Below are 25,382 nucleotides of genomic sequence, written 5' to 3'. Positions count from 1 at the left end.
ATTTGCGAATAAATTGGGACTATGAAACCAGTAACTCAACAAGCAGCGTTAGAAGCCACTCCGCTCAATTCAGGAGAGAATGCACAATTCTGGTGCGCTCCACGATTTGATGGGCTGGAGTGCCTTGCTGCCAGTTTCAGAACCCATGTGTACGCCCCTCATACCCATGACACCTTTGTTGTTGGCGGCATTCTCTCAGGGTGCCAGTGCTATTGGCAGCGCGGCAAGCAGATATTTGCAGGCCCCGGAGATCTGGTGTTCGTAAACCCTCATGAGTTACATGACGGCATACCAGAGGGCTATGGCTACACATACCGGATGACATATCCGAGCATCTCACTCCTGCAAAAGATAGCAGAAGACCTGACCGACAAACCGCAAAGCGGTGCACTCTATTTTCCTGAAGCTTGCGTCCATGACCCAGAGCTTTGTAATGAGTTCATCGAAGCACATAAATCCATACAGAGCCGCTCTATCGATCTGGAAGCAGAAGAGCCTCTCTATATGATACTGGCCAAGATGCTCGCCAAATACGCCAACTTCGCAGAACAAGAAGTCGGCTCCAAAGACCCGGTCGCTGTTCGTCGCGCCCGCGAGTATCTGGAGGAAAGCTTCATGGGCAATGTACATCTGGACGATCTGGTCACCATCTCAGGCCGCTCAAAATACCACCTGATCCGGTCCTTCAAAAAAGCCACAGGCCAGACCCCGCATGCCTATCTAACTGACGTGAGAGTACGCAATGCCCGCCGTCTTCTTGTTGCTGGCACCTCCCCCAGCAATACAGCAAGCATGTGCGGGTTCGCTGATCAGGCTCACCTCACACGCCAGTTCAAATCCCGAGTAGGCACAACGCCCGGTGCATTCCAAAAAGCGTGTATCTCTCTCTGATTGAATGTTTTTCTGATATTGATAAAGAAACGCAATTTCATTCAAGACGCCATTGGCGAAGTCTTTTAAAAGCCCTCCAAGCTCTAGGAGGGCATTGTGAAGTCCAATCAAAAAAATACGGCGAACAACGCTGGTCCGAATGAATTTTTTCTCGGCGTTTCAACATTTTTCCCGCTGATTTTCGCAGCAACCCCCATCGGTCTTCTCTTTGGTGCGCTTGCCGCTCAAAAAGGCTTGTCTCCGCTGGAAGTCTTACTCATGGGGTCATTCGTCTTTGCAGGCGGCTCCCAGTTCGTAGCGCTTGATCTCTGGTCCAGTCCCCTGTCCTGGTTCACCATCGCGTTCTCCACGTTTCTGGTCAATTTGCGCCATGTCCTCATGAGCGCATCGCTCGCACCTAAACTTGGTCACTGGACGCCATTGCAAAAATACCTCGGCTTTTTCATCTTGGCCGATGAAGTCTGGGCGCTCTCTGAACAAAGGGCCATGAAGCAAAAAACATCCTTCAGTTTTTACTTGGGGGTCGGCGTAACGCTTTATGTCACTTGGCAAATAGCAACCTTCGTTGGCAGCTTGGTTGGGGCTGTGATGGGTGATCCATCAAAGTACGGCCTCGATTTCGCCTTTACCGCCCTCTTCATCTGTCTGGTCATGAGCTTCTGGCAGGGTCGGAAAACCGGTGTGGTCCTTGCAGCAAGTGGCCTTGCGGCTGTGCTGACCAACAAATTCGTTCCCGGTGCCTGGTACATAATTGCAGGCGCAGCGGCAGGCGTTGCCGCTGCCTCACTCCAGTACGACGAGACGTCACAGGCTCTGAAGAAAACCGAGGAGGCGCTTCAGTCATGATCGCAGAAATCTTCTCCGTTGACCCGCTGGTTCTCTTCACCATTATCACAATGGCCGCTGGAACCTATCTCACCAGAATTGCAGGTCTTATCCTGACGAAATTTGTCGTCTTTTCAGGACGAACTGAGGCTGCACTACAAGCTGTGCCTCCTGCTATCCTTATGTCAGTTGTCGCGCCAATGGCTTTCGCAACCGGCATTCCAGAAACAACAGCAACCGCAGCTACAGCCATTGCGGCCCTGCGGCTACCAATGCTGGCAGCTATGGCAATCGGGGTGGTTTGCGTAGTCGTTTTAAGAGCTGCTTTCCTTTACGTGTAAAGCGTATTCCCGAAAAGTGGCTCCGGTTTTCGGATAGGAATACGCGCAAATAAGATCAACAAAAAACCTCGCTCCAATCGAAGCGAGGTTTTTTCGATTCGTTATCCTGAAGTCGACAATCAGGAGACTGGGCGCGTGGTTTCTTCAAGCCATGCCCGAGCCTCGTCACCCAGCAACGGCCCAACCAGCTCGTTAACGCGAGCGTGGTAGGTGTTGAGCCAATTCAGCTCGAAGGGTGAGAGCAATTTGATGTCCACCATGCGCAGGTCAATCGGCGCCAGTGTAAGCGCTTCAAAGCCCAGCATATCCTGATCACCACCAGCAATACCGGCAGCAGCGCTCACCAACTCAAGGTTCTCGATACGAATGCCATATTCGCCAGCGCGGTAATATCCCGGCTCGTTGGAAAGGATCATACCCGGCTTAAGCGCGATGCTATTCGGTGCTTTTGAGATACGTTGCGGCCCCTCATGCACACCCAGATAGGACCCGACACCATGTCCGGTACCGTGATCAAAATCGAGACCTTGTTTCCAAAGCTCAATACGCGCCAATGTGTCCAGCTGCGACCCAACCGTTCCAACAGGGAACCGCGCTGTAGCAATCGCAATGTGAGACTTCAGAACCAGCGTAAAGTGCTTGCACTGTTCGCCAGTTACAGCACCAACAGCCAGCGTCCGCGTAATATCGGTCGTGCCATCCTCATACTGAGCCCCTGAATCGATCAGATACACGCTGTTGAGTTCAATCGGCAGATTGCTGTCATTGCTCACACGGTAATGACAGATAGCTCCATGAGGACCAGCAGCAGAAATAGTGTCAAAGGAGATATCCTTGAGCGCACCTGTTTCGCGGCGGAACGCCTCAAGCTTCTCAGCAACACTCACTTCGGTCAGCTCACCAAGTGGAGCAGTTTTTTCAAACCATGTAAGGAAGTTGGCATAAGCAACGCCATCACGCAGATGAGCAGCCCGTGCACCTTCAATCTCGGATGGATTTTTGATCGCCTTCGGCAGCAGAGTAGGCTCCTGCCCCTCAACAACCTTACCGCCATTGGTAGCAACCGCATCATAAAGCGCCTGCCCAGCCAAACCAGTATCAACCAGAACCCGCTTACCGTCTGTACCAAGAGCTGCCAGCGCACCCAGCAAGGCAGAAGGCGCTTCAATCTCTGTCAGCGAGCTCAACTCATCCCGCACTTCATTGGAAAGTTTGCGGCCATCAATGAACAGGGACGGTTTGCCTTTGGAGGGAACCAAAGCGAAAGAAAGCGGCAGTGGCGTATGTGTGACATCGCTACCACGAATATTCAACAACCAAGCAATGGAGTCCGGCTGGGTCAACAGCGCTGTATCAGCTTCACTCAAAGCAATGAGATCGCCAATACGTTTCAGCTTGTCCGCTGCGCTTTCGCCTGCAAACTGCATTCCATGCATAGTAACGGCCCCAAGTGGAGCCTCTGGCCGGTCTGGCCAAACCGCATCAATCGGATTGCTCTCAACACCAACCAGTTCAGCCCCGACCTTCTCAACGGCTGCTTTCAACACGCGAACCTGACGAACGGGATGAAGCATTGGATCATATCCAATCATCTGGCCTGCAGAGACGTTTTCACCAAGCCAGGCGCTCATGGGCTCATCATGTAAGTGGCGATAGGCAAACGCATCTTCTTCCACCTGCTCACGCACTTGAATAGTGTAGCGGCCATCAACAAAGATCGCGGCTTTCCCAGCCAGAACGCCTGCAACACCAGCAGACCCGGTAAATCCGGTCAACCATTCCAGTCGGCAATCACAGGCAGGCACATACTCGCCCTGATGCGCATCTTCACGTGGCACCAAAAAACCGTCAAGCCCGCGGAGGGCCAGCTCTTCTCGCAGAGCGGTCAACCGTACCGGCCCACGAGACTTATCATTTACTGTATTGAAGCTTTGAAACATGTCCGCGAGGCTAATGCTGATCGCGGCACAACTCAACAGATCAATTAAAAGCTCCTCAGAGCATTACTGTTCATTCTGCAAGCTCCTCTCAAATACATTGGTACACAATTCATGCAAAAAACGCAGATCTGGTATGCAATCCATGCATTTTAAGATTGTGACGTTCTTGAGACATGCGTGTAACGCATAGTCGCCATGCGAAACTATGTATTTTTTTACAAACCGAAATAATAGATAAGTCTGCCTGTCGACGAGACAAACCGCTGCAGCAAATGACCGTACGATGATGAAATTGAAAATAATTATTAAGGAACTAAATGATGATCCTCGCTGCACACCTTATGGCAATGCCGGTTACTGCAACATTCGACGTAAAAGTTACCAAAAAGACTTCTTTGATGAGCCGCGTATGGAAATCTATTCGGAATGCGCGCCAATCAGAAGCAAATGAAGTTGTAAAAGGCAAGCTCCACAGAATCTAAAACAATATTGCACTGCAAAGTGCACAAAAATTAAGAACACAGAATACGGCTGGCAGCCCTGAGCCGCTGAAAAGCGCTTTTAAGCGGCTCACACCGCCAAACACCCCTCCCTGTGTTTGGCACGTCAAACAAACTCCTCCCAGTTGTTTGGCATACCAAGCAAGTTCCTCCCAGTTGCTTGGCACACAAAAAGACCTTTGCTTCCCCAGCAGTTTCCTCCCAATCTGCTGGAACCGGAAGCAAAGGTTTTTTGTTTTCTAAAGCGTGTTTCCCAAAAAATACTCTCGGTTTTCGAACAGCAAACGCACAAAACAAAAGATCAAAGCAGTTCGAAAAAACCAGGTTGAAGGCAAGTTGCTTTGCTGCGTATAGCCAACAAAAAACCCTCACAGCACGAAGCTATGAGGGTTTTAAATCTGGTTCAGCAACTTGCAGCTTAAGGTGACCAGTTGCCTTTAATAAATGTAAGCGTCAGCCAGCCATCAATTTCGTGGCGATGCGACAACTTCAACCCTTGCTGGCCGTAAGCGGAAATAATCCGCGGTCCATGCTCAATCCGCAACCCGGAAAGCACCAGCGTGGATTTATGCGCCAGATTACAACACAGCTTGGCAGACATCTGTACCAGCGGCTTTGCCAGAATATTGGCAACCACAAGATCAAACGGACCATACTCACTAAAGCGACGGTCTTCTAAACCAGCTCCGGTAAACGCCTTAAACAGCGGGCCGACATTGTTTTTGCGTGCATTATCGATAGCTGCTTCTACTGCGATAGGGTCAATATCCGTCGCAAGCACTTCTGAGCCGGTCAATTTAGCCAATGCGATAGCAAGAACACCGGTTCCTGTACCCAAATCAAGCATACGAGAATATTTGTGACGCTTCAGCAAGCGCTGAAGTTCCAACAAACAACCCTCAGTCGTACCATGGTGCCCGGTGCCAAAAGCCTGTGCCGCTTCAATCTCAATACCGATATGGCTGCTACCAACGGCATCCCGATCATGGGCGCCATGCACAATAATGCGTTCGGCACGAACAGGTTTCAAACCCTCAAGGGACTTAGCAACCCAGTTGATGTCAGGAAGAACCTCAACCTCTGCATCGCTTGGAATAACGCCGCCCTCAAATTGATCGAACAAGCGCATTTCGACAAAACTGGTGGCCTCATCAATGGTGGATTCCAGAATCAGCACTTCCGCTGTCCAGATCTCACCATCCTCGGAGTTTTCAAAGACAGCGACAGGAAAACCGTCATCTTCAAAGCGATATTCCATAACGTCAGAAAGTGCTTTGGCTTCCGCTTCAGGCGCAGGAATGCGAACCCGGATCGTGTCCATGCATAAACCCTTAGTTTTGGTGAGCTATCTAAACTCACCCAAAAAATCATTGAATAGGCGTATAGAATGCGCGGCATGGAAAAGCCAGTACTCAGGAGCGTTTCTCGCGCTCCTCTGCATATTCACAAGCAACAAGGCTAAGGATTATTGAACCTGAAACCGGAGTTCCATTCGGGGGGCCATTCAGCGGACGCAACTTCTTCTTAGGCTCAATCACCATGAGTACAATTGCCGTTTCTGGCAGTGCCTCCATAAACGCAACCCATCCATATGTTTCCGTCAACTCACTGGCTTTGATAAACCAACCCTCACACATCTTTGTCTCAAGATCATTATAGCTGTGCTCAGGTGAGAGAAAGGGCCTGCCGCCAAGCGTAACAACACGCCGAAAGCGCTCCTGCTCCCCCTGCTCCTCAGAGGGCGCGAACTGATACACCTCTCCGCGCCCGAACAATGGACCAAAGTTGGTTGCAACCAACGCGTTGTAATCATCATTATCGGTAAGTGCGAGAAGCGCGCTGTAATTCTCCAACGGCAATGCATTCTCAACTTCTTCAGAAAGCACCTCACCGTAATAATGTTCCAAGCCGGCATGACGGGAGAGACGTAACTTGCCCCAGTTTCGATCAACGATCAGACTAGGAACCTTCAGTGTTTTCAGCTTAGTCGCAAGCGCGACACTAAACCTGCTGGACCCAACAAGCAGCAAACCCGGCCCGGTATGACTGGAAAGCCCCAACCACCGCGAAAATGGGCCGAGCGTAAACCCATGCGCAAAAACAGTAGCCACCACAACCGCGAAGGAAAGCACAGCCAGCCGTTCGCCATCGGCAACGTCATGCTCAACTAAGGAACGGGCGAACAAGCCAGAAACCGCAACCGCCACAATACCGCGCGGGGCAATCCATCCAACCAGCACCCGTTCCCTCCAGCTCAAATGCGCGCCAATAGTGCCAAGCCAAACAGAAACTGGCCGAATAACAAACAGCAGAACCAACACAAAGGCCAGATCCTGCAATCCAAACTGAGCAAGACTGGAAAGCTGCACCGAAGCTGTGAGAACAATAAACACCGAGGAAACCAGAACAATCGTGATTGCCTCTTTGAAACGCTTCAACTCCTCAAGACTGGCAAGCCGTGAATTTCCAAGAACCAGCCCAAGAACGGTCACAGTCAAAAGACCAGACTCCTCCAGCACCAGATCTGAAAGGGCATAACAGCCAATCACACAGATGAAGATAAGCGGCACTTTGAGAAACTCAGGAACACGGCCACCCACAAACAGCCAGATCAATCCCTTCCCCAGTGCCCAACCACCAGCACCGCCCAACAGCAAACCAGCGATGGCGCGAACAGCCAAAATCTGAAAACCCTGCTCACCGTGATAAACCAGATATCCTTCGAACATCAAAACGGCGAGTAAGGCCCCAAACGGGTCAGCCAGAATTGCTTCCCACCGCAAGAGCGAGGCAACACGGCGCTCCAAACGAGCTTGCCGCAAAAGCGGAATGATAACCGTTGGACCAGTGACAATGAGGATAGATGCAAAGACAAGAGCCGAAGGCCAGCTGAGCTCAGCTACGTAATGAGCATTAAGGGCACCCAACATAAACGCGATACAGGCTCCAATAAGAACGAGTCGCCAAACGCCCTTATAAACACCGCTAATACGTTGAAAATTAAGGGAAAGACCGCCCTCAAACAGAATAACGGCCACACCCAGCGCAACAGTAGGACGCAATAAATCACCAAACAACGAAGTGGGATGCAAAATGCCTGTCGCTGGCCCGATCAAAAACCCTGCGACAAGCAAAACCACAATCGCGGGAAGTGCCAACCGCCAGGCGAGCCACTGTGCACCAACACCAGCAACAACAATCATCGCCAAAGCGATAACCACATCGTTCATTCGCACCTCCCAACACAACCATGAAGAGAGATAACACAAACTTCCGCAGAGGCAATTAACGCGTGACTTGAAGCTTATGCCCGGTCAACAAAGCCATCCAGCACTTTCTTTAGGCCAGATTTCTCAAAGTCGACGGTCAACTTATTCCCCTCGATGTCACTGATTATCCCATAGCCGAACTTCAAGTGGAAAATCCGCTCACCAATGGCAAAATCACTGCTGACTTCAATGACGCTTTTGGCAACAAGATCGCCCTCAATGGTCGTCGGACCAGCCTTTTTCGCTCTGCGGGTTTGGTTGCCACCATGCATACGGCCATACTGCTGACCAGAAGCCTGCGTTTTGCGGGCGCGCTGCCAGCCGGGAGTTGAGTAGGTATTCTGGAACGCATCGCTGCTATCAAAACGACTTGCCCCATATCCCCCTCCGGAACCACCCGAGTTATAGCCCCCATAGGAGTTTGAGGATTCAACAACTTCAACACTATCAGGGGGGAGTTCATCCAGAAAACGGGAGGGAATACTGGACTGCCAGGAGCCATGAATGCGTCGGTTAGAGGCAAACCACACCTTCACCCGCTTCCGTCCACGCGTCACACCAACATAGGCAAGACGCCGCTCTTCTTCCAGTCCCGCTTGCCCGGTTTCATCCAAAGCGCGCTGGTTTGGGAACACACCTTCCTCCCACCCGGGGAGGAAAACACTATCAAATTCAAGACCTTTTGCCGAGTGAAGCGTCATAATCGAGACCGCATCCTCATTGGCTTCACTATCCCTATCCATCACCAACGAGATGTGTTCAAGGAAGCCAGCCATGCTCTCGAACTCTTCCATGGAGCGGATAAGTTCTTTCAAGTTGTCCAAACGACCCGGCGCTTCAGCAGAACGATCCTGCCGCCACATCTGGGTATAACCGCTTTCATCAAGGATGATCTCGGCCAGCTCCGTATGGCTCATAGCCTCAACCTGATTGCGCCAGTTATCAAACATCCCCAGCACATCCGCCAGAACAGCACGCGCTTTCGGGCGAAGTTCAGAAGTCTGCACCATTTCAGCAGCAGCAGCCATCATCGGAATGCCCTGAGATCGCGCGTATGTATGAACCAGTTTAAGCGTAGCTTCACCCAAACCACGTTTAGGCGTGTTGACGATGCGCTCAAAAGCCAAATCATCAGTTGGCTGCAGCACACAGCGGAAATATGCCAATGCATCGCGGATCTCCATGCGCTCATAAAACCGCGGACCACCAATGACACGGTAGCTCAACCCAAGCGTAACAAACCGATCCTCAAACTCACGCATCTGGAAAGAGGCCCGCACCAGAATAGCCATCTCATTGAGAGAATGACCGTGGTTCTGCAGCACTTCAATCTCATCACCAATAGCACGCGCTTCCTCCTGAGAATCCCAGACTGAAGCCACCTGAACCTTTTCCTCGTCCTCAGACAGCGCTTGATCCGTGAACAAGGTCTTACCCAACCGACCTTGGTTATGAGCGATCAAATGAGACGCTGCGGCAAGGATATGGCTGGTCGAGCGATAGTTCCGCTCCAGACGAACAACCGTCGCACCGGGGAAATCCTGATCGAATCTCAGGATGTTATCTACCTCAGCGCCGCGCCAGCCGTAGATTGACTGGTCATCATCACCAACGCAGGCCACATTGGGATTGCCCTGAGCTAACAAACGCAGCCACAGGTACTGTGCAACGTTGGTATCTTGATACTCGTCCACCAGCATGTATCGAAACCGATGCTGAAAGCTCTTCAAAACATCTGGATGCTCTTTGAAAATGGTGATGCAATGCAACAGCAAATCGCCGAAATCACAAGCATTTAGAATGGAGAGGCGTTCCTGATAGGTCTCATAGAGCTTACGCCCCAACCCGTTTGCAAAACTTTGCGCATCTCCAGCAGAAATCTGCGCAGGCGTCTGCGCACGGTTCTTCCAGCCATCCATGAGCCCAGCAAAGACTTTTGCAGTCCAGCGTTTGTCATCCAACCCTTCAGCGCGAATGATCTGCTTGATCAAGCGCAACTGGTCGTCCGTATCCAGAATGGAGAAGGAAGACTTCAACCCAACCAGCTCAGAATGGCGGCGCAGGATCTTGACACAAATCGCGTGGAAGGTGCCAAGCCATGCCATGCCTTCAACGTGAGTACCGATATAGGCGCCAATACGGTTCTTCATCTCGCGCGCAGCTTTATTGGTGAAAGTCACAGCAAGAATTTGGCCGGGTGTCGCATGTCCTGTTGCAAGAATATGGGCAATGCGCGTTGTTAGGACACGGGTTTTCCCGGTTCCTGCCCCTGCCAAAACCAACACTGGACCGTTGATCGTCTCAACGGCGAGTTTTTGTTCGGGGTTCAAACCTTCCATATAAGCCGGCATGTCCGTTTGACGCGCAGCCATCGCTCGTGCCGCTATACCACCCGCCTTGGGCTGCGGAGCAACCGATGGATCAGCAGGGTGAAGAGGCATTCCGCGATGTAGTGGGCCAGAAGAATTTGCCATTGAACTCGTAGGATCCTTTGAACGCATTACCCTCAAAAATCAGAGGGAGAATCTTCAATACTTAATGAAGAACAATATAGCAACAGCGTTGAAGATGCGAGAGATCTACGAAGCGATACACATCGTTTTGCAGCACGGGTCACCTTCACTCAACTACTCTTGGTCAAATACTAATTTAACCTGCGGCGTTTTACTGAAGAGATCTTCAGAACACTGAAAAATAGGAAGGAGCACTTAGTAATTTAAATAGAAAAATACATTATAAGCTATTTCACAGCGGCACGCTCACTCCATACAAGGTCAAACCCCAAAGATATAGTTTGTAGACTCGTAACAACCTGAAAGAAAAACTATGAATACTGGTAAGTTACAAATTTCTCGTAGAAAAACACTCATCGGCTTATCTGGCGCTTTGCTGGCCACTCCCGCTCTCATCACCTCCGCCAGTGCGGATCATCATGCGGGAGGTGAGTACGTCGATAAAACACTCACAATTAGCCCGTTTTCCCTCGCGATCAGCGAGATGGCTGAAACAAAGGCATCCAACCCATTGGTTCGCCAGTTCGCCAAACTGGAAAAAGGCGAGCAAACAGCTGTGTCGCACCTGATTGAATCCACGGGCGCAATTGCACCGCCACGCCCGCCAGCACTAGAAGATATCTACAAAAAACTTGAAGCTGCCTCTGGAGAAGACTTTGACCGGCTTTATATCTCGACTGAAATTATTGGTCACGAAGACTTGTTGGCAGTTCAAATGCCTGAATCTGGTAAAAATCCGATCAACGTGAATGTTGCAACCGCAACTATCTTGGTACCATTCATCCATACGCATCTAACGATGCTCGCAGAAATTCGCAAACAAATCAGCTAGTTATCTAGCGACACATTGATTGAATCTATCCGTCAGGGTCAACAGTATTCTGATGGTTTCACTTGATCTTACCTTAGGTAAAAACCCCTCTATATTGAAGCTAAATTCAAATTGGATTAGTCGCAATAACCGTCAGTTTTCTAAACCCATTCCTATGCTTTTGTCTCCAGAATTATTGTTAGATCTAGCAGTATGCGAACCCAACCTTGATGGAGAAAAAAACATGCCGCAGGTATTGTGTAAATTCAAAAACTTTGACGACTTTTACGGCTCTTACTCTTCGCTTTGGAGCCAGATTAATAGCCGTGTCGGCCTGAATTCTGCTGATAAAGGACGCTTCGATAAAGCAATTTTTCAAGGCAAAGGAGCTATGCGGCAGTCCTATGACAACCATGTAGACGCAGCTCCTGAACTTGCCAAAGCACGCACGCAAATTGAAACTGTAGAGAAGAAGAAAAAAGCAGCTCTAACCTACGCTAATGCTTTGAGCCGTTTGGATTCTGAGATCAGTGCTAAAAAACAAATGCTGGATGTAATAGAAAGCAGGCTAGTAGAAAAAAAACTGGACCCTAAGAAAGATCAGAATTTTATAGATTCTCAAACTGAACTCAAAAAACTAATCAAAGCAAGACCTGTTGTGGCCAAGAAAAAGCTGGAATACGATAAACTTGCAAAGCTTTGTGATGACGTGACCAAAGCTTATGATAAACTCAAAAAAGACGTTTCCAAAAAAATTGAGATGAGCGTGCAATACGACAAGAAAAACCTGCTCGTTTACATCGGTAAAAAAGCGGAAGCCTCAGTAAAGCTAGTCGCTACACTGAAGTTCGGCCCGGGGTAAACCCCGGACCACGACTGAATTTTATAAGAGCCTGACCATTTTGCTTCTAATTGTCGCCGACAAGCTCGAACCAGTCGTCCTCTGAGATAACATCAATGCCAAGGCTTTGTGCCTTGGTAAGCTTGGAACCTGCTTTAGGTCCAGCAATCACCAGATCCGTTTTCTGGGAGACCGAGCCTGATACTTTCGCGCCCAAGCTTTCGGCCCGCGCCTTAGCTTCATCGCGGCTCATCCGTTCCAAACTACCTGTAAACACGAGTGTTTTACCTGCAACAGGGCTGCCTGAGCTATCGGCAACAACAACATTAAGTGGTGTAATTTCCGCCAGCAAAGCATCAAGGGCTTCTCGGTTATGTTCCTCCGCGAAGAACTCAACCAAGGCATTGGCAACAGTTCCGCCGATACCATCAATATCGTTGAGATCACGATAGGCATCCGAAGTCGTATCCGTCGCAGAATTCATGGCCTCATTAAAGCCAGTCCAGGAGGTATAAGCCCGAGCGAGCAGCTTGGCATTCCCCTCCCCGACATGGCGAATTCCGAGGCCAAAAATCAAACGGTTCAACTCAATTTGGCGTTTGCCATCAATAGCATCGAACAGTTTACGCGCCGAGACAGCGCCCCACCCTTCGCGGCTCCTTAACTTGTTAAATGAGCTCTTATCCCGTTCTGCTAGCGTGAATATGTCGGCAGGGCTGCGAACACCGCCCTTGTCCATGTCATACTCATAAAACGCCTCAATCTGTTTTTCGCCAAGACCCTCAATATCCAAGGCATTGCGGGATACGAAATGCTTTAGTTTTTCAATAGCCTGTGCAGGGCAAATCAAACCGCCAGTACAGCGGCGAATGACATCAACCTTACCTGAATTCGGGTTTATTTCACGAACAGCATGAGAACCGCAAGCAGGACAGATTTCAGGGTATTCAAATGAAACCGATTCAGCAGTACGCTTGCTCACATCAACATCAACGATCTGCGGAATAACATCGCCAGCACGTTGGATAATGACCGTATCGCCAACCCGTAAGTCCCTGCCACCACGAATAGATTCGCCGTCCTGACCGATGCCTTTAATGTAGTCTTCATTATGGAGCGATGCATTGGAAACCACAACACCGCCAACGGTAACAGGCTCAAGCTTTGCAACTGGCGCCAATGCCCCTGTGCGCCCAACCTGTATCTCGATGGCATTGAGGGTAGTAAATGCTCGCTCTGCTGGGAATTTGTGCGCAATTGCCCACCGTGGAGATCGGGATACAAAACCCAAACGGCCCTGCAGATCCAACCGGTCCACCTTGTAAACAACGCCGTCAATATCATAGCCGAGACCAGAGCGGTCCTCTTCAATTCCATGATAGACTTTCAGCAATTCCTCGGCGCTCTCACAGCGTTTCATCAGCGGGTTGATCTGGAACCCCCACTGCCCGAACAACTCCACCATTCCCATCTGCGTATCAGCAGAAATGTCGCTCATTTCGCCCCATGCATAGGCGAAAAACTTTAGCGGGCGGGTCTTGGTGATCTCCGAATTCAACTGACGCAGCGAGCCCGCCGCCGCATTGCGCGGGTTAGCAAACACCTTGCCGCCATTGGCTTCCATACGGGCATTGAGCGATGCAAAATCAGCATGTGCCATGTAAACTTCACCGCGCACCTCAACCACATCCGGCACGCCAGCAGGCAACACCTGCGGAATATCCTGAATTGTCAGCGCGTTAGACGTTACATTTTCACCCGTGGTGCCATCACCCCGCGTTGCCGCATAAACCAACCTGCCGTTTTCATAGCGCAATGATAGGGAGAGGCCGTCAATCTTGGGCTCAGCCGTGACAGCAAGCGCGCCCATCAACGGATCATACTTCAGGAAGCGACGCACCTTGCCAATGAAGTCCTGCACATCACCGTCGGAAAAAGCATTGTCCAAGGAAAGCATGGGCACCGCATGGGTGATTTTGCCAAAGCCTTCAGAAACAGCCCCGCCAATCCGTTCGCTTGGACTATCTGCCCGCACAAGCTCAGGAAAAGCAGTTTCCAGCGCCACATTGCGGCGGCGCAAGGCATCATAGGTCGCATCGTCAACAACAGGCGCATCTTCGGTGTGATAGGCTTTATCGTATTCAGCAATCAGCCCTGCCAGTCGCTCAAGCTCAAGCGCTGCGTCCTCAGCAGTTAAGGCTCCAACGTCTTTCAAAGAAGTATCAGCAAGGCTCACCGGTCTACCCACCTGTCTCGTCATCTATAAGGGAATTATCCTTATCGCCCCTGAGGATTACAAGCCAGCAAGAACAATGGATTTGGACAGGAATTCACGTGTCTCACTTTGCAAGGTTTTGTGAATTGCTTTGCGTGGATCTGCGTTTTTCACGTTTTCCCTGCGTTCCTCTGAAAAACGGTCTTTTCTCAGGCCGCGCCCAGTTCTTCATCATTATTCCCATCCTCAGGGAAGTTATCCCCCTCCTCACCAAGCACCTCGCAGGAGCTGACCATACGCACAATCACAACCATCAAGGCCAAAGCAGTGAAGATCGGCCCAACGGGGAAATTATGCGCGGCAAGAGCAATGTTGATGATGGGCAGCAAATATACGGCAAACAGAAGTAGAGGTTCAAACAACGGCGAATCTTCACGGTTATCAAACAAACCGGTTTTCATGGCGTAAAGATAAAGCGCAGGCGAGACCACTGCATAATCCCAAAGGAACAAAAACGGCGTTGCCAGCAACACGCAAAGTGTGAAGGCCAGATTCCGCGCAACCGGATCGCGATCCCGCTGGAACAACCAATAAGAAACCACAAGGGCCATTATCGTAAACGGCAACTGCACCATATATCCAGAGGTCGCGGAAAAACCCAAAGCCCGAACAGCACCAAACGCAGAAGGCATCAGATAGAGGAAGCTGCCCTCACCTTTTTCCATCACCGTCGCAAGCAAGGACGGGACGGTCTCCAAATAAATCCACCACAAGCTGGACCCGAAGAACACCGAGGATGCATCCACCAGAAACGCCACAGTGGCAACGCAAGAGCAAAATGCTAGGATACTGCGGTGGGCAATCAGAACAATCGGGATCAGCATAAACAGCTCAGGCTTGATGGAAACACAGCCCAGCAAAACACCAGCCCATGCCGGATGTCGATTCATCAACCGCAAGCCGCCATAGAGGAACCCACCAGCGAGCATTCCAAACTGACCGTAAAACAGGTTCACCAACGTCGCAGGCGCAAGCAGAAAGAACGTGACGGCCCGAATAGGTGCCTTGCGGCTGAAAGAGACGAGTAGGGAAAACGCACCGCCCGCGCCCATCCACAAGCTGTAGGCTTGCAGGTAGGTGAGGCCAGAAAGCGGGACCAGAAACACAAGCAGGCTAGGCGGATGGAACCATGCATTAAAGCCGGACCCGCTCTCCACATTGCGCTGCATTTCACCGTAAAACCACTCTAAGTCATAGAGCTGAGCCGCCTGCCCGGAGACAGCCAACTTAGAGGCCATCAGGAAGGCATAGAAGTCACCCCCAATACGGCGCAGATCAATCGCATCAAGGCTTGGCGACATCCCAATCAAGTAGATCGGATAGACCACCACAATCAACAGCAAGGCAATAACAAAATAGATCTGCAAGCGGGCAAACGAAACAGACATCAACCGGCCTCCATTAGGATTTAGTTGATGAGGACTTTACATGATCCACGGTTAATTAATTGAATACGCTACGTAATTTAAGATTTCCTTAGGGAAATGAAACCGCGTATAAAAAGGGAAGCGGCACTCTACAAAATGGATTAGAACAAAGAAAGCTAAGGAGACTCGTCAGGTTTCTGTGTTGATCCCATCATGAAAGCATCCGCAGCCCCTTCTCTTATGCAATCAACTACGCCGCAGCTAACACGTCCTTCATGTGGCGTTTTAGCTGCCATAGTTTCAGTCGTTGGAAGAGATTGCCGTTTCCGGCAGGCAGGCGTTTTGATACAAACTTACCTTCATAGGCGTCAAAGTGGTGGTACCACGGAGCCGGTTTAAGCGGGCCTCGGCCTAAAAGAAGTTTGACGGTTTGCGCGCCCACAACACCAGCGGCCAGTTGGCACCCCGCAGCGGTGGAAGGTCCGCGTCTCTCACCAAGATTAAGCTGCGTAGGATCAACAAGTGAACTGCGATGCAAGGCACTGGGAGCAAGGCCCAGCATAAATTTCAAGTACTGATGAACCTCTTCCTCACCTTCAAATTGAAAGTAGTCTTCAAACGGCATGCTATCCGGCGTAAAACAAAGGTAAGCCGTTCCCATACCCAGCGGGGCTGCTGTCACAGCGGGTATACCAAGGTCGCGGCACCGAGCGAATACCTTTCGCCGTATCCCTAAAACGAAGAAGTCAAACCCGTCCACAAACAGGTCTACGCCGTCCAGAAACTTCTCGATATTGTCGTCGCTCACTCCTTCGGAAAAGACCCGCAGATCCACCTCTGGGTTAATGTTACGAACCTGCTCGGCCATGACAGAAACCTTGGGCTCATTCAGGGTACGTACAGTGGCCCCGATTTGGCGGTTAAAGTTGACGATATCGAAGCGGTCAAAATCGGCAACGCTGAAGGCTCCAATGCCAAGCCGGGCCAGCGTTACGGCGTGAATTCCACCAACACCCCCCATCCCAGCAATCGCAACGCGTTTCCCTCTCAAGGCTTGCTGTTCATCCGTGGTCACCCAGCCAATGTTGCGAGAAAACGCCTCATCATAAGAGAAACTCGAGCTCAATTGCCCATCGGTTGACGACTTCTCAGATTGAGATGCAATAAGTACTGCCAATAGCTTCCTCCACAAAATTGAAGATAAATTCCAGAAACCGGTAATTAAATTTCTGAAATAAACGATTATCAGAGTTGTAATAAAAACAAACTCACAACTTGAATAAGATAAATTCCAACTTTATCAATCTGATTTAAATATAAAAAAAAGATTAACGTTAATAATACTTTAGTTATATTTAATCTTTACATTACATCGCGACTCACAACCCTAAGTTAAGTCATGATTATTTTAATAACTAAACTTGATTTTACATGTGGGGGATTGAATAATGCATAATCAGAAGTCCGCGCCAGCACTTAACGGAGAAGCAAAGCTGAGGGCTCATTCTGCTTACACAAGCAGGTTTAACCTACAGTCGAAGGCACCTGAGGGCATCACATTTAAACTTGTCGAGACAGTGGATGAGCTCACTCAGACCTGCAAGATCCTCTATGATTCTTACACCGAGGTTGGCTATATGAAGGTCAACGAGACCGGCTATAGGTTTACGCCATTCTACGTTCTCCCCTCCTGCTATACGCTCATTGCAAAGGCGGGCGATACTGTGATTGCCACCACGACCATAATCATAAAATCACAAGAGGAGTTGCCCGTCGAAAGTATCTTCTCCCTAACGGATCACTTAAAATGGGATCGCCGAACAGCAGAAGCATCCTCCTTCACCGTACATCCAAACTACCGTTCCCACCCCGACAACATCAAACACGCCATGTTAAAATACCTATTCCAGATTGCAAGAGACACACTTGGCATTCATGACCTGGTCATAGCCTGCACGCCCGAGCATATGGGTTTATATGAGGACGTCCTCTTATTCCAGCGACTGAGCGATGAGGTTATCGACGCCTATGACTATGTAAATGGAACGTCAGCAGTGGGCGCTCGTCTGGACCTTGCGTCCATGCAGGCAGATTACGCCAACGTGTATGCGCAGGCTCCTGAATGGCGAAATATGTATAAATATCATTTTGAGAGCGACTTTGAGAGCTTTCAAATTCCCCGCCATGCAGCGACTGTTTACAGCGGAAACCTCTGGTCACCAGAACAGCTGGAGGCCCTCCTCAAGGGACCCATCAAAGGGGCAGCGGCACTTTCTCCAGATGACCTCAACCTGTTGCGGCAGCATTATGCTTCCACCGAATACGACAGCGTTTTCAGTTGCTATGGAGTGAGCAACCCAGCTCCGGTTCTCGATACAAATATTCAGGCGGTCGTACGGCTTAAAACCAACAAAAGCGTACCTGTTGTGGTTCAGCGCCTAGAGGGTAATCAAATAATTCTCTCAGCCGAAAACCCATCTGCCTTGCTTGATGGTAAAACACTCCAAATAACCACAGGTGATCACAACACGGCGCAAGCTCAGATTCGGGTAACTTCGCTGGGAAATGGGGTCAATGCAACCCTTCAGGAATACCCGTCTTCCATGCGTTTCATCGATCTATTGCTGAAGAATAAAGGGGCTGCAACCCAAAGCCCTCGCCTGACTGAATACCACCTAACAACTGATCTTGATGAGGAAGACAAAGTTCATTTCGGGTCGTGAGGCCTAAAGGTTGCCTCGCAAAATTCCAAACTAGGAATTCAAGATACTTCTCACCAGCTGCCGTGCCGCTCTTTTAGCTTTAACGGCAGCTGTTTTATCACCCTGCACACGCGCTTTGGAAATAGCGCCGTCCTTCAGCAGGCACAAAGCCTCTGTAATTTCTTCAGTCTTCTCCGCTGACAAGCCAAGCGTTTTCATTGCGGTGAGAACAAGCTCTTCAACATCCGCTTTGTGTTTTGCGCATTGCTGGTGAATAGCGCTGTCTGGCTCTCCACACTCACCACTCACGTTTATGAAAAAACAACCGTGGAATGGAAACAGGGCCTCTTCGCGGTCATGAAACCAATCATCCAATGCATCAAACAACGCATCGACCTGGGGCAGACCAGTATCCGCTGTGTCCAACCGCCGTTGTAACCAACTCAGATAAGCTTCATTGCGGTGATCCAGCACCGCAGAGACCAACTCGTCCTTGCTTGCAAAATGATTATAGAGCGTTTTCTTGGCAACACCGGAGGCCGCGAGAACCTCGTTTATGCCAACTGCGTGTACGCCCTTTTCATAAAACAAACCAAAAGCACTCGTGATGAGCTGCTGACGTTTCTCGGACATCCCAAACACTCCGTTGTAGTCGCTATTGACAGTGGTAGACCGACTTGTCTATTTATACAAGTAGACTGATTGGTCTACCTACAAATTACAGTGCACCCACCGCGCATTACGTCAAAGAGAAACGAGAATCCTGATGCCGCAAATCCAAGACCTCTTCAAATCAACTAGCAGCCCACTCCCACCCAAACATCCCTCGAGTCATATTCTCATCGCAGGACTTGGAGGTGTCATTGCCATTACTTCCTTGGCAATACTTGATGGCAGTTTAGAAGCAACCCTACTCCTCGGCTCGTTTGGAGCTTCCTGCGTCCTCATCTTCGGGTTCCCGGAAGTTCCATTCTCTCAGCCAAGGAACATCATTGCTGGCCACGTCCTAAGCTCATTCGTCGGCTTACTGTTTCTAACCTTGTTCGGGCCGGTCTGGTGGGCTCTTGCCTTAGCAGCAGGGGTTGCAATCGCTGTAATGATGGCAACGCGAACCGTACATCCACCTGCTGGCTCCAATCCGGTAATCATCTTCCTCGGGCAACCTGCGTGGGACTTTCTGATATTCCCAACCCTGACAGGTGCGATACTGCTGGTAGTCGTATCATGGATATTCCTGCGCCTATGCAAGCGCGCGCCTTACCCCAGCTACTGGTGGTAAGGACAAGGCTTCAGATTGCCATTCGGTGAGGAGAAACAGAGGGCAAGACCTGCAGCTTATAGCAACAAACCGATTTCGCCGGTTTGCCCCATCAACCGCTTGGCAGCGGCGCGGGCTTCTTCTGTAATGGTGGAACCGGCAAGCATACGGGCGATCTCTTCAAGGCGATCTGCAAGCGCAATCTCACTCACTTTTGTGGCAACGCGGTTCTTGGCAACCTCATCCTTGCGAATGAGGAAGTGCCCCTTGGCACGAGCTGCCACTTGCGGTGCGTGCGTTACAGTCAGCACCTGAACACTTTCAGCAAGGCGAGCAAGACGCACACCAATTGCTTCAGCAACAGCACCGCCCACACCTGTGTCGATTTCATCAAACACCAGCGTTGGAGAAGAACCTTTATCAGCCAGCGACACCTTGAGCGCCAACAGGAAGCGCGACAGCTCGCCACCGGACGCAACCTTGAACATCGGTCCGGGACGCGTGCCCGGATTGGTGTGAGCCCAAAACTCAATCGTGTCGATACCAGACGCCCCGCGCAGCGCAGCATCACTCTCAATGTTGATGATGAATCGCGCCCGCTCAAGCTTCAGGGCTGGCAATTCGGCATGAACAGCATTCTCAAGGGCTTTCGCTATCTTCTGACGCTTTTTGGAAAGGGATACCGCCAACTTATCGTAAGTCTGCTGAGTGTTCGTCACGCCAGCCTGTAGTGCCAGCAACGTGTCTTCACCCGCATCAAGGTCGGAAAGATCTCCGGTCATCTGCTCACGCAGCTTGGCAAGATTATCAGGCTGAACCGAGTACTTACGTGCGGCAGCTCTCAAAGCGAACAAACGCTCTTCCGTTTGCTCCAGCTCACGAGGGTCAAAATCCGTATCACGCAGCGCTTGCTCCAAACCGGCGCGCGCATCCTCCAGCTGATCAATGGAGTTGCCAATCGCTTCCACAACACTGGTCAGATAATTGGGTGCCAGATCAACCTTGCGCTCCAGCCGGCGCAACAGGCTGGAAAGTTCAGGGATCGGCGAGCCTGATCCGTCAAGCGCCTCATACCCATCACGCAGATCACCAGCAACCTTCTCAACCTGCATCATGTCCTGACGACGCAGAGAGAGCTCGTTCTCTTCCCCATTACGAGGATCAAGCGTGCTCAGCTCATCAACACTAGAGCGAAGATAATCCGCTTCACGGCGGGCTTCTTCAATCCGCGCCACATGGTCTTTGAGGGTCTTCTCAGCTTTGCGGACGGCTTTAGCACACTGCCCCACCTTGTGCGCATCACCTTCCAACCCACCAAAGCTGTCCAACAACCGGCGATGAGTTTCAGGATCGACCAGCGCACGGTCATCGTGTTGCCCGTGAACCTCAACCATCATGGAGCCGATCTGCCGCAACAAGCCAGCGCTCACAGGGGAATCATTCACATACGCACGGGTCCGCCCGTCCGACGCCTGAATACGGCGCAGGATAATATCGCTGTCGTGCTCTAATTCATTTTCTTTGAGAAGCGCCCGGACAGAATGGCCCATCGGAACGTCAAAAACCGCGCTCACCTGACCGCGGTCTTCACCATGCCGAACAAGACCGGCATCGCCTCGCCCACCAAGGGCAAGGCTCAAGCTATCAAGAAGAATGGATTTACCGGCACCCGTTTCACCCGTAAGCACGCTCATCCCATCACTGAAATGCAAATCCAGCTTGTCGATAAGAACGATGTCCCGAATAGAAAGTGATGCCAGCATAATTCTTCAAGTAACTCCGTATCCGTTAACGGCTTATAGGAGTTTCATATCGCTAAACACGTTGGTGAGCCAGCTACCACTGCCCGCTTTCGGCTCAAGACCACCCTTTTTCAAAAGAGAATAGGAGTCATTGTACCATTCACTCTGCGGGAAGTTGTGACCCAGAACAGCTGCAGCCGTCTGCGCTTCATTCACAACACCAAGCGCATAGTAGCTTTCGGTCAGGCGGTAGAGTGCTTCTTCAACGTGACGGGTTGTCTGGTAGTTGGTGACAACTGTCTTAAAGCGATTGATGGAGGCAAGGTAGTTTTTGCGCGCAAGGTAGTAGCGACCAACTTCCATTTCCTTACCAGCCAGCTGATCTTCCGTCGCGCGGATACGCTGACGTGCCTGCTTGGTGTATTCGGAATCTGGGTAGCGCTGAATAAGTTCACGCATCGCCTGCAACGCTTTGGCAGTCGCAGACTGATCACGACCAACATCAGGGATCTGGCGGAAGTAGGATTCGCCAATGATGAAGAGCGCGTAAGCGGAATCTTTGTTACCTGGGTAGAGCGAGGTAAACCGGTTGGCAGCAGAAATCGCTTCAGGATACTTGCCCATCTTGAAATTCAGATAAGCAATGTTGATGAGCGATTTACGTGCAAATTCTGAGTAAGGGTAAACACGATCCAGTTCAGCGAATTTCTTCTCTGCACTCTTCACATCGCCAGAAGCGCGAAGAGCAAGAGCCTGGTTGAACATAACTTCTGCAGGGGTATCATTCAGCGCAAGTTGATCAATATCATCCTTGGCCGCACAACCCGCAACAACGAGCGCAACAGCCAAACTGGCGTATCTAATAACTTTGCCGAGGCGATTGGTCCCCAAAGCATTCCGAGCAGCATCTGAACGCAGCAATGTCTCCGACTCCTATCGTGTTGGGATTCGGGTAAAATCCCTCCCATTTCACGCTTCTATCTCAATGTTTGGATAACGTCACGTAGTACCACAGCATTTGCCTCGAATTTATGTCGGAATAGAGGCAAAAACCGTTGAATAACTATTTTTGCCTCAAGAGACGTTAGGCCCGAATGCAGCAGCCTGCAGTCCACCGATCAGCTCTGCATGGCCTTTTTCGCGGACATGACGCTCTTCCAGAGCAACGTCAGCTTCAACCACTTCAAAAGCATCTGGATTCTTGAAAAGCTCAACAAGAATGCAGTGGTTCATGCGGTGACCGCCTTTATAACTGCGGTACTCACCAAGAATCGGCAGGCCAGCAAGGGCCAGATCACCAATCGCATCAAGGCTTTTATGGCGAACGAATTCGTCAGTCCAGCGTGTGCCTTCTGGGTTCAGGATCCGATCACCATCCAGAGCGATGGAATTATCTAAAGAAGACCCCATAGCGAAACCAAGTTTCCAAAGCTTCTCTACGTCCTGCACACTACCAAATGTACGAGCGCGTGAAATGTCTTTGCGGAAAACGTCAGGTGTCAGGTCAAACGTGAGCTGCTGACGACCAATCTTCGCATGATCAAAGTCGATGGTGATGTCAAAGCGAGTGCCATCATGTGGGTTCAGTTCACACCACTGATCACCAGATACATACCGCACCTTTTCTTTGATGCGGATGAAGCGACGCTTTGCATTCAGGGTTTTCACGCCAACTTGTTCGATTGCTTCAACGAAGGCTTCGGAGCTACCGTCCATGATTGGCATTTCAGGGCCATCAATGTAAGCGGTCACATTATCGATACCCATGCCGCGCAAGGCAGCCATCAGGTGTTCAACAGTGGAGATACCGTTTTCATGAGGATCACCCAGTACGGTGCATAAAGATGTTGCAGTTACATGCTTCCAGTTTGCTTCCGTCTCAACATAACCATCTCTGGTGCTGCGATGAAAAACAATACCGGAGTTCGCGTCTGCTGGGTGGAGCGTAATGGAAGCTGGACCGCCAGAGTGAACCCCAATGCCATTCAGGGTTACACTATCTGCAAGCGTGGTCTGTTTTTCGACACGCATTCCCATGGTTTTCCAGCCTTTATATTTCTGCTCTAGGTCCATTGCAGGTCCCCATGAGCCACTACTTTCGAATACCCCACCGGGATGACCGGAACATAGCCCGAGGGTCTTACCAAATAAAATAAAGCTTTATTACGGTTTGTAACGCACTGATAATTTTAGGCATATTTACGGATAATTTATAAAAAAAGCGCAAAGCAGCAATCCGGAAAAATCCGGATTGCTGCTCGAGAGGCGCGAGTTCTGTTGATAATCAGGTGGCCTGACGGCGAAGGAACGCCGGAATCTCCAACTGATCATCTTCCATCATCTGTGTACGGGCAGGCGCAGGGCGTCCACCAGCATCATGATTTCCGGATGCACCGTGATTCTGTGGTTCAGAAATACGCGGTGCTGCAGGCTGACGCGGCGTTTCCACAAACGCATCTGCCTGTACTGGCTCATGGTGTTGTTCCATGTGGTCGTCTTCACGGCGGCCAAGACCACCCGTCAGACGGCGCAGCAAGCCCATTGGACGACGGTCGTCCTCAACATGTGCCTCTTCCATAGCGTGAGCTGGCTGCATCATAGTTGCAGGAGCTGGCTGTGGAGTTGCACTTGCAGGCTGTGGAGCTGGTGCGCTTGTTTCTGGTTGTGTACGTGCACGGATTTCACGCTGTGCAATAGGCGGGAAGTCTTCAACACGTGGCATACGTGATTGAGGCTCTGCCCGTTGTGCAACAGGTGGAATGAACGGCTCAGGAATTGAAGTTGGCTCTTCATAGGCCTGAGTTGGTTCGTCCAATGCGTCATATTCCTGCACAGGCTCATAACGGCGAGCCTGGTATGGAGCAATCTCAACTTCCGGATCCGTTGCAGAAGCAACTGGTTCAGAATGCATGTGAGTGTCCAAAACAGATGATCCCATCGCGCGCATCGCACGAACTGGGGTCGGTGCAGGAGCTACTTCTATCGGCGCAGCTACCGTGGAACTGGGCGTAGACATTGTTGCGCTTTGCAGACGCTCTGTCAGTTCAGCCATACGAACTTCAGCCGGGGAGATGTCTTCACGCAGTTCCTTGTCGATGCCAGTAGCAACAACAGAAACACGGATGATACCGTCCAGAGATTCGTCGAAGGTCGCACCAAGAATGATGTTTGCTTCTGGGTCAACTTCTTCGCGTATACGAGTTGCAGCCTCGTCCACTTCAAACAGCGTCAGATCGTTACCACCAGTGATGGAGATAAGCAGACCGCGCGCGCCCTTCATGGAAGTCTCGTCAAGCAACGGGTTCGCAATCGCAGCTTCAGCAGCCTGAATGGCACGCTGTTCGCCGGAAGCTTCACCGGTACCCATCATCGCTTTACCCATGCCACGCATTATGGAGCGTACATCGGCAAAGTCGAGGTTGATGAGACCTTCTTTGACCATCAGGTCAGTCACGTTCGCAACGCCGGAGTACAGCACCTGATCAGCCATGGAGAAGGCATCAGCAAAGGTTGTCTGCGCATTGGCAATGCGGAACAAATTCTGGTTTGGAATTACAATAAGAGTATCAACATTACGTTGTAACTCTTCGATGCCGGCTTCGGCAACACGCATACGACGGGACCCTTCGAACTGGAAAGGTTTGGTAACCACACCTACCGTAAGTATCCCCTGCTCACGCGCAGCACGAGCAACAACAGGTGCAGCACCTGTACCGGTACCCCCGCCCATGCCCGCGGTGATGAACACCATGTGCGAACCGGACAGATGATCGTTGATCTCGTCAATAACTTCTTCGGCTGCTGCTGCACCAACTTCAGGTTGGGAACCAGCGCCCAAGCCTTCTGTTACAGCAACGCCCATTTGAATAACACGTTCAGCCTGGCAAAGAGCCAAGGCTTGTGCATCCGTATTAGCAACAACAAAATCGCAGCCCTGAAGGCCACTTGTTACCATGTTATTTACAGCGTTTCCGCCGCCGCCACCAACACCAAACACGGTGATCCTGGGCTTCAATTCCTGAATATCAGGCATTTTCAGGTTGATTGTCATATTAACCTCGCGACCCTAATAACATGCCCGAATTCGGGCATGTCGTTCTTCCTCTC

Annotated in this window: 19 protein-coding genes; 7 read left to right on the top strand and 12 right to left on the bottom strand. The window is 50.6% G+C overall.

What is annotated here, in order from left to right:
* Positions 1-21: 21 nt before the first annotated feature.
* The 3 genes from BLS62_RS24190 to BLS62_RS24180 all read left to right on the top strand — a co-directional run bounded on the left by BLS62_RS24190 (position 22) and on the right by BLS62_RS24180 (position 2,057).
* A complete protein-coding gene (locus BLS62_RS24190) occupies positions 22-891 on the top strand; it encodes an AraC family transcriptional regulator (protein WP_093187272.1) in 870 nt (289 codons plus the stop codon).
* A gap of 96 nt (positions 892-987) precedes the next feature.
* Complete coding sequence (locus BLS62_RS24185; RefSeq protein ID WP_093187269.1) at positions 988-1,737, top strand: AzlC family ABC transporter permease; 750 nt, start codon at positions 988-990, stop codon at positions 1,735-1,737.
* Entirely contained in the window at positions 1,734-2,057 is a 324-nt protein-coding gene (locus BLS62_RS24180) for an AzlD family protein (protein ID WP_093187266.1), read from the top strand. Before BLS62_RS24185 ends, BLS62_RS24180 begins: the two co-directional genes overlap by 4 nt.
* 119 nt (positions 2,058-2,176) lie before the next feature.
* On the opposite strand, the gene BLS62_RS24175 is transcribed toward BLS62_RS24180, so the two are convergent.
* From BLS62_RS24175 to BLS62_RS24155, 4 genes are all read right to left on the bottom strand, one after another.
* A complete protein-coding gene (locus tag BLS62_RS24175) occupies positions 2,177-3,997 on the bottom strand; it encodes an aminopeptidase P family protein (protein WP_093189543.1) in 1,821 nt (606 codons plus the stop codon).
* Positions 3,998-4,915: 918 nt separating this feature from the next.
* Positions 4,916-5,818 carry a 50S ribosomal protein L11 methyltransferase gene (locus BLS62_RS24165; RefSeq protein ID WP_093187259.1) on the bottom strand — a complete coding sequence of 301 codons (903 nt, stop codon included), beginning with the start codon at positions 5,816-5,818 and terminating at the stop codon, positions 4,916-4,918.
* Between the two features lie 91 nt (positions 5,819-5,909).
* On the bottom strand, positions 5,910-7,727 hold the full coding sequence (locus BLS62_RS24160; protein WP_093187256.1) for a cation:proton antiporter: 1,818 nt from the start codon (positions 7,725-7,727) through the stop codon (positions 5,910-5,912).
* 74 nt (positions 7,728-7,801) lie between these two features.
* A complete protein-coding gene (locus BLS62_RS24155) occupies positions 7,802-10,207 on the bottom strand; it encodes an ATP-dependent helicase (protein ID WP_244283664.1) in 2,406 nt (801 codons plus the stop codon).
* A gap of 385 nt (positions 10,208-10,592) precedes the next feature.
* On the opposite strand from BLS62_RS24155, the gene BLS62_RS24150 reads away from it, so the two are divergent.
* Both BLS62_RS24150 and BLS62_RS24145 read left to right on the top strand, forming a co-directional pair.
* Positions 10,593-11,111, top strand: a complete 519-nt coding sequence (locus BLS62_RS24150; protein WP_093187250.1) for a DUF4142 domain-containing protein — start codon at positions 10,593-10,595, stop codon at positions 11,109-11,111.
* A 52-nt stretch (positions 11,112-11,163) separates the two neighbouring features.
* Positions 11,164-11,952: a hypothetical protein gene (locus BLS62_RS24145; RefSeq protein ID WP_208991072.1), complete on the top strand. Its 789-nt coding sequence runs from the start codon at positions 11,164-11,166 to the stop codon at positions 11,950-11,952.
* Between the two features lie 46 nt (positions 11,953-11,998).
* Here BLS62_RS24145 and ligA read toward each other — a convergent pair whose 3' ends face one another.
* The 3 genes from ligA to BLS62_RS24130 form a co-directional block, all read right to left on the bottom strand.
* Complete coding sequence (gene ligA / locus BLS62_RS24140; RefSeq protein ID WP_200798567.1) at positions 11,999-14,191, bottom strand: NAD-dependent DNA ligase LigA; 2,193 nt, start codon at positions 14,189-14,191, stop codon at positions 11,999-12,001.
* A gap of 164 nt (positions 14,192-14,355) precedes the next feature.
* Entirely contained in the window at positions 14,356-15,594 is a 1,239-nt protein-coding gene (locus BLS62_RS24135; protein ID WP_093187244.1) for a glycosyltransferase family 87 protein, read from the bottom strand.
* Between the two features lie 229 nt (positions 15,595-15,823).
* A complete protein-coding gene (locus BLS62_RS24130) occupies positions 15,824-16,750 on the bottom strand; it encodes a ThiF family adenylyltransferase (RefSeq protein WP_208991071.1) in 927 nt (308 codons plus the stop codon).
* A gap of 271 nt (positions 16,751-17,021) precedes the next feature.
* Here BLS62_RS24130 and BLS62_RS24125 point away from each other — a divergent pair, with 271 nt between their 5' ends.
* On the top strand, positions 17,022-18,296 hold the full coding sequence (locus tag BLS62_RS24125) for an N-acyl amino acid synthase FeeM domain-containing protein (RefSeq protein WP_093187241.1): 1,275 nt from the start codon (positions 17,022-17,024) through the stop codon (positions 18,294-18,296).
* Between the two features lie 30 nt (positions 18,297-18,326).
* Here BLS62_RS24125 and BLS62_RS24120 read toward each other — a convergent pair whose 3' ends face one another.
* Entirely contained in the window at positions 18,327-18,908 is a 582-nt protein-coding gene (locus BLS62_RS24120; RefSeq protein WP_093187237.1) for a TetR/AcrR family transcriptional regulator, read from the bottom strand.
* A 133-nt stretch (positions 18,909-19,041) separates the two neighbouring features.
* Here BLS62_RS24120 and BLS62_RS24115 point away from each other — a divergent pair, with 133 nt between their 5' ends.
* Positions 19,042-19,554, top strand: coding sequence for an HPP family protein (locus BLS62_RS24115; protein ID WP_093187233.1), 513 nt, complete (start codon positions 19,042-19,044; stop codon positions 19,552-19,554).
* 56 nt (positions 19,555-19,610) lie between these two features.
* Here the strand turns inward: BLS62_RS24115 and recN are convergent, their stop codons facing one another.
* The 4 genes from recN to ftsZ form a co-directional block, all read right to left on the bottom strand.
* Complete coding sequence (gene recN, locus BLS62_RS24110; RefSeq protein WP_093187229.1) at positions 19,611-21,296, bottom strand: DNA repair protein RecN; 1,686 nt, start codon at positions 21,294-21,296, stop codon at positions 19,611-19,613.
* 33 nt (positions 21,297-21,329) lie between these two features.
* Positions 21,330-22,196, bottom strand: a complete 867-nt coding sequence (locus BLS62_RS24105; protein WP_093187226.1) for an outer membrane protein assembly factor BamD — start codon at positions 22,194-22,196, stop codon at positions 21,330-21,332.
* Between the two features lie 153 nt (positions 22,197-22,349).
* Positions 22,350-23,312: a UDP-3-O-acyl-N-acetylglucosamine deacetylase gene (lpxC, locus tag BLS62_RS24100; protein ID WP_200798619.1), complete on the bottom strand. Its 963-nt coding sequence runs from the start codon at positions 23,310-23,312 to the stop codon at positions 22,350-22,352.
* Between the two features lie 247 nt (positions 23,313-23,559).
* A complete protein-coding gene (gene ftsZ / locus BLS62_RS24095) occupies positions 23,560-25,326 on the bottom strand; it encodes a cell division protein FtsZ (RefSeq protein WP_093187223.1) in 1,767 nt (588 codons plus the stop codon).
* Between the last annotated feature and the right edge of the window lie 56 nt (positions 25,327-25,382).

Source organism: Pseudovibrio sp. Tun.PSC04-5.I4 (assembly GCF_900104145.1).
Lineage (GTDB): Bacteria > Pseudomonadota > Alphaproteobacteria > Rhizobiales > Stappiaceae > Pseudovibrio.
The sequence above is the reverse complement of the archived record's forward strand: the minus strand, read 5'-3'. Positions and strand labels throughout refer to the sequence as shown.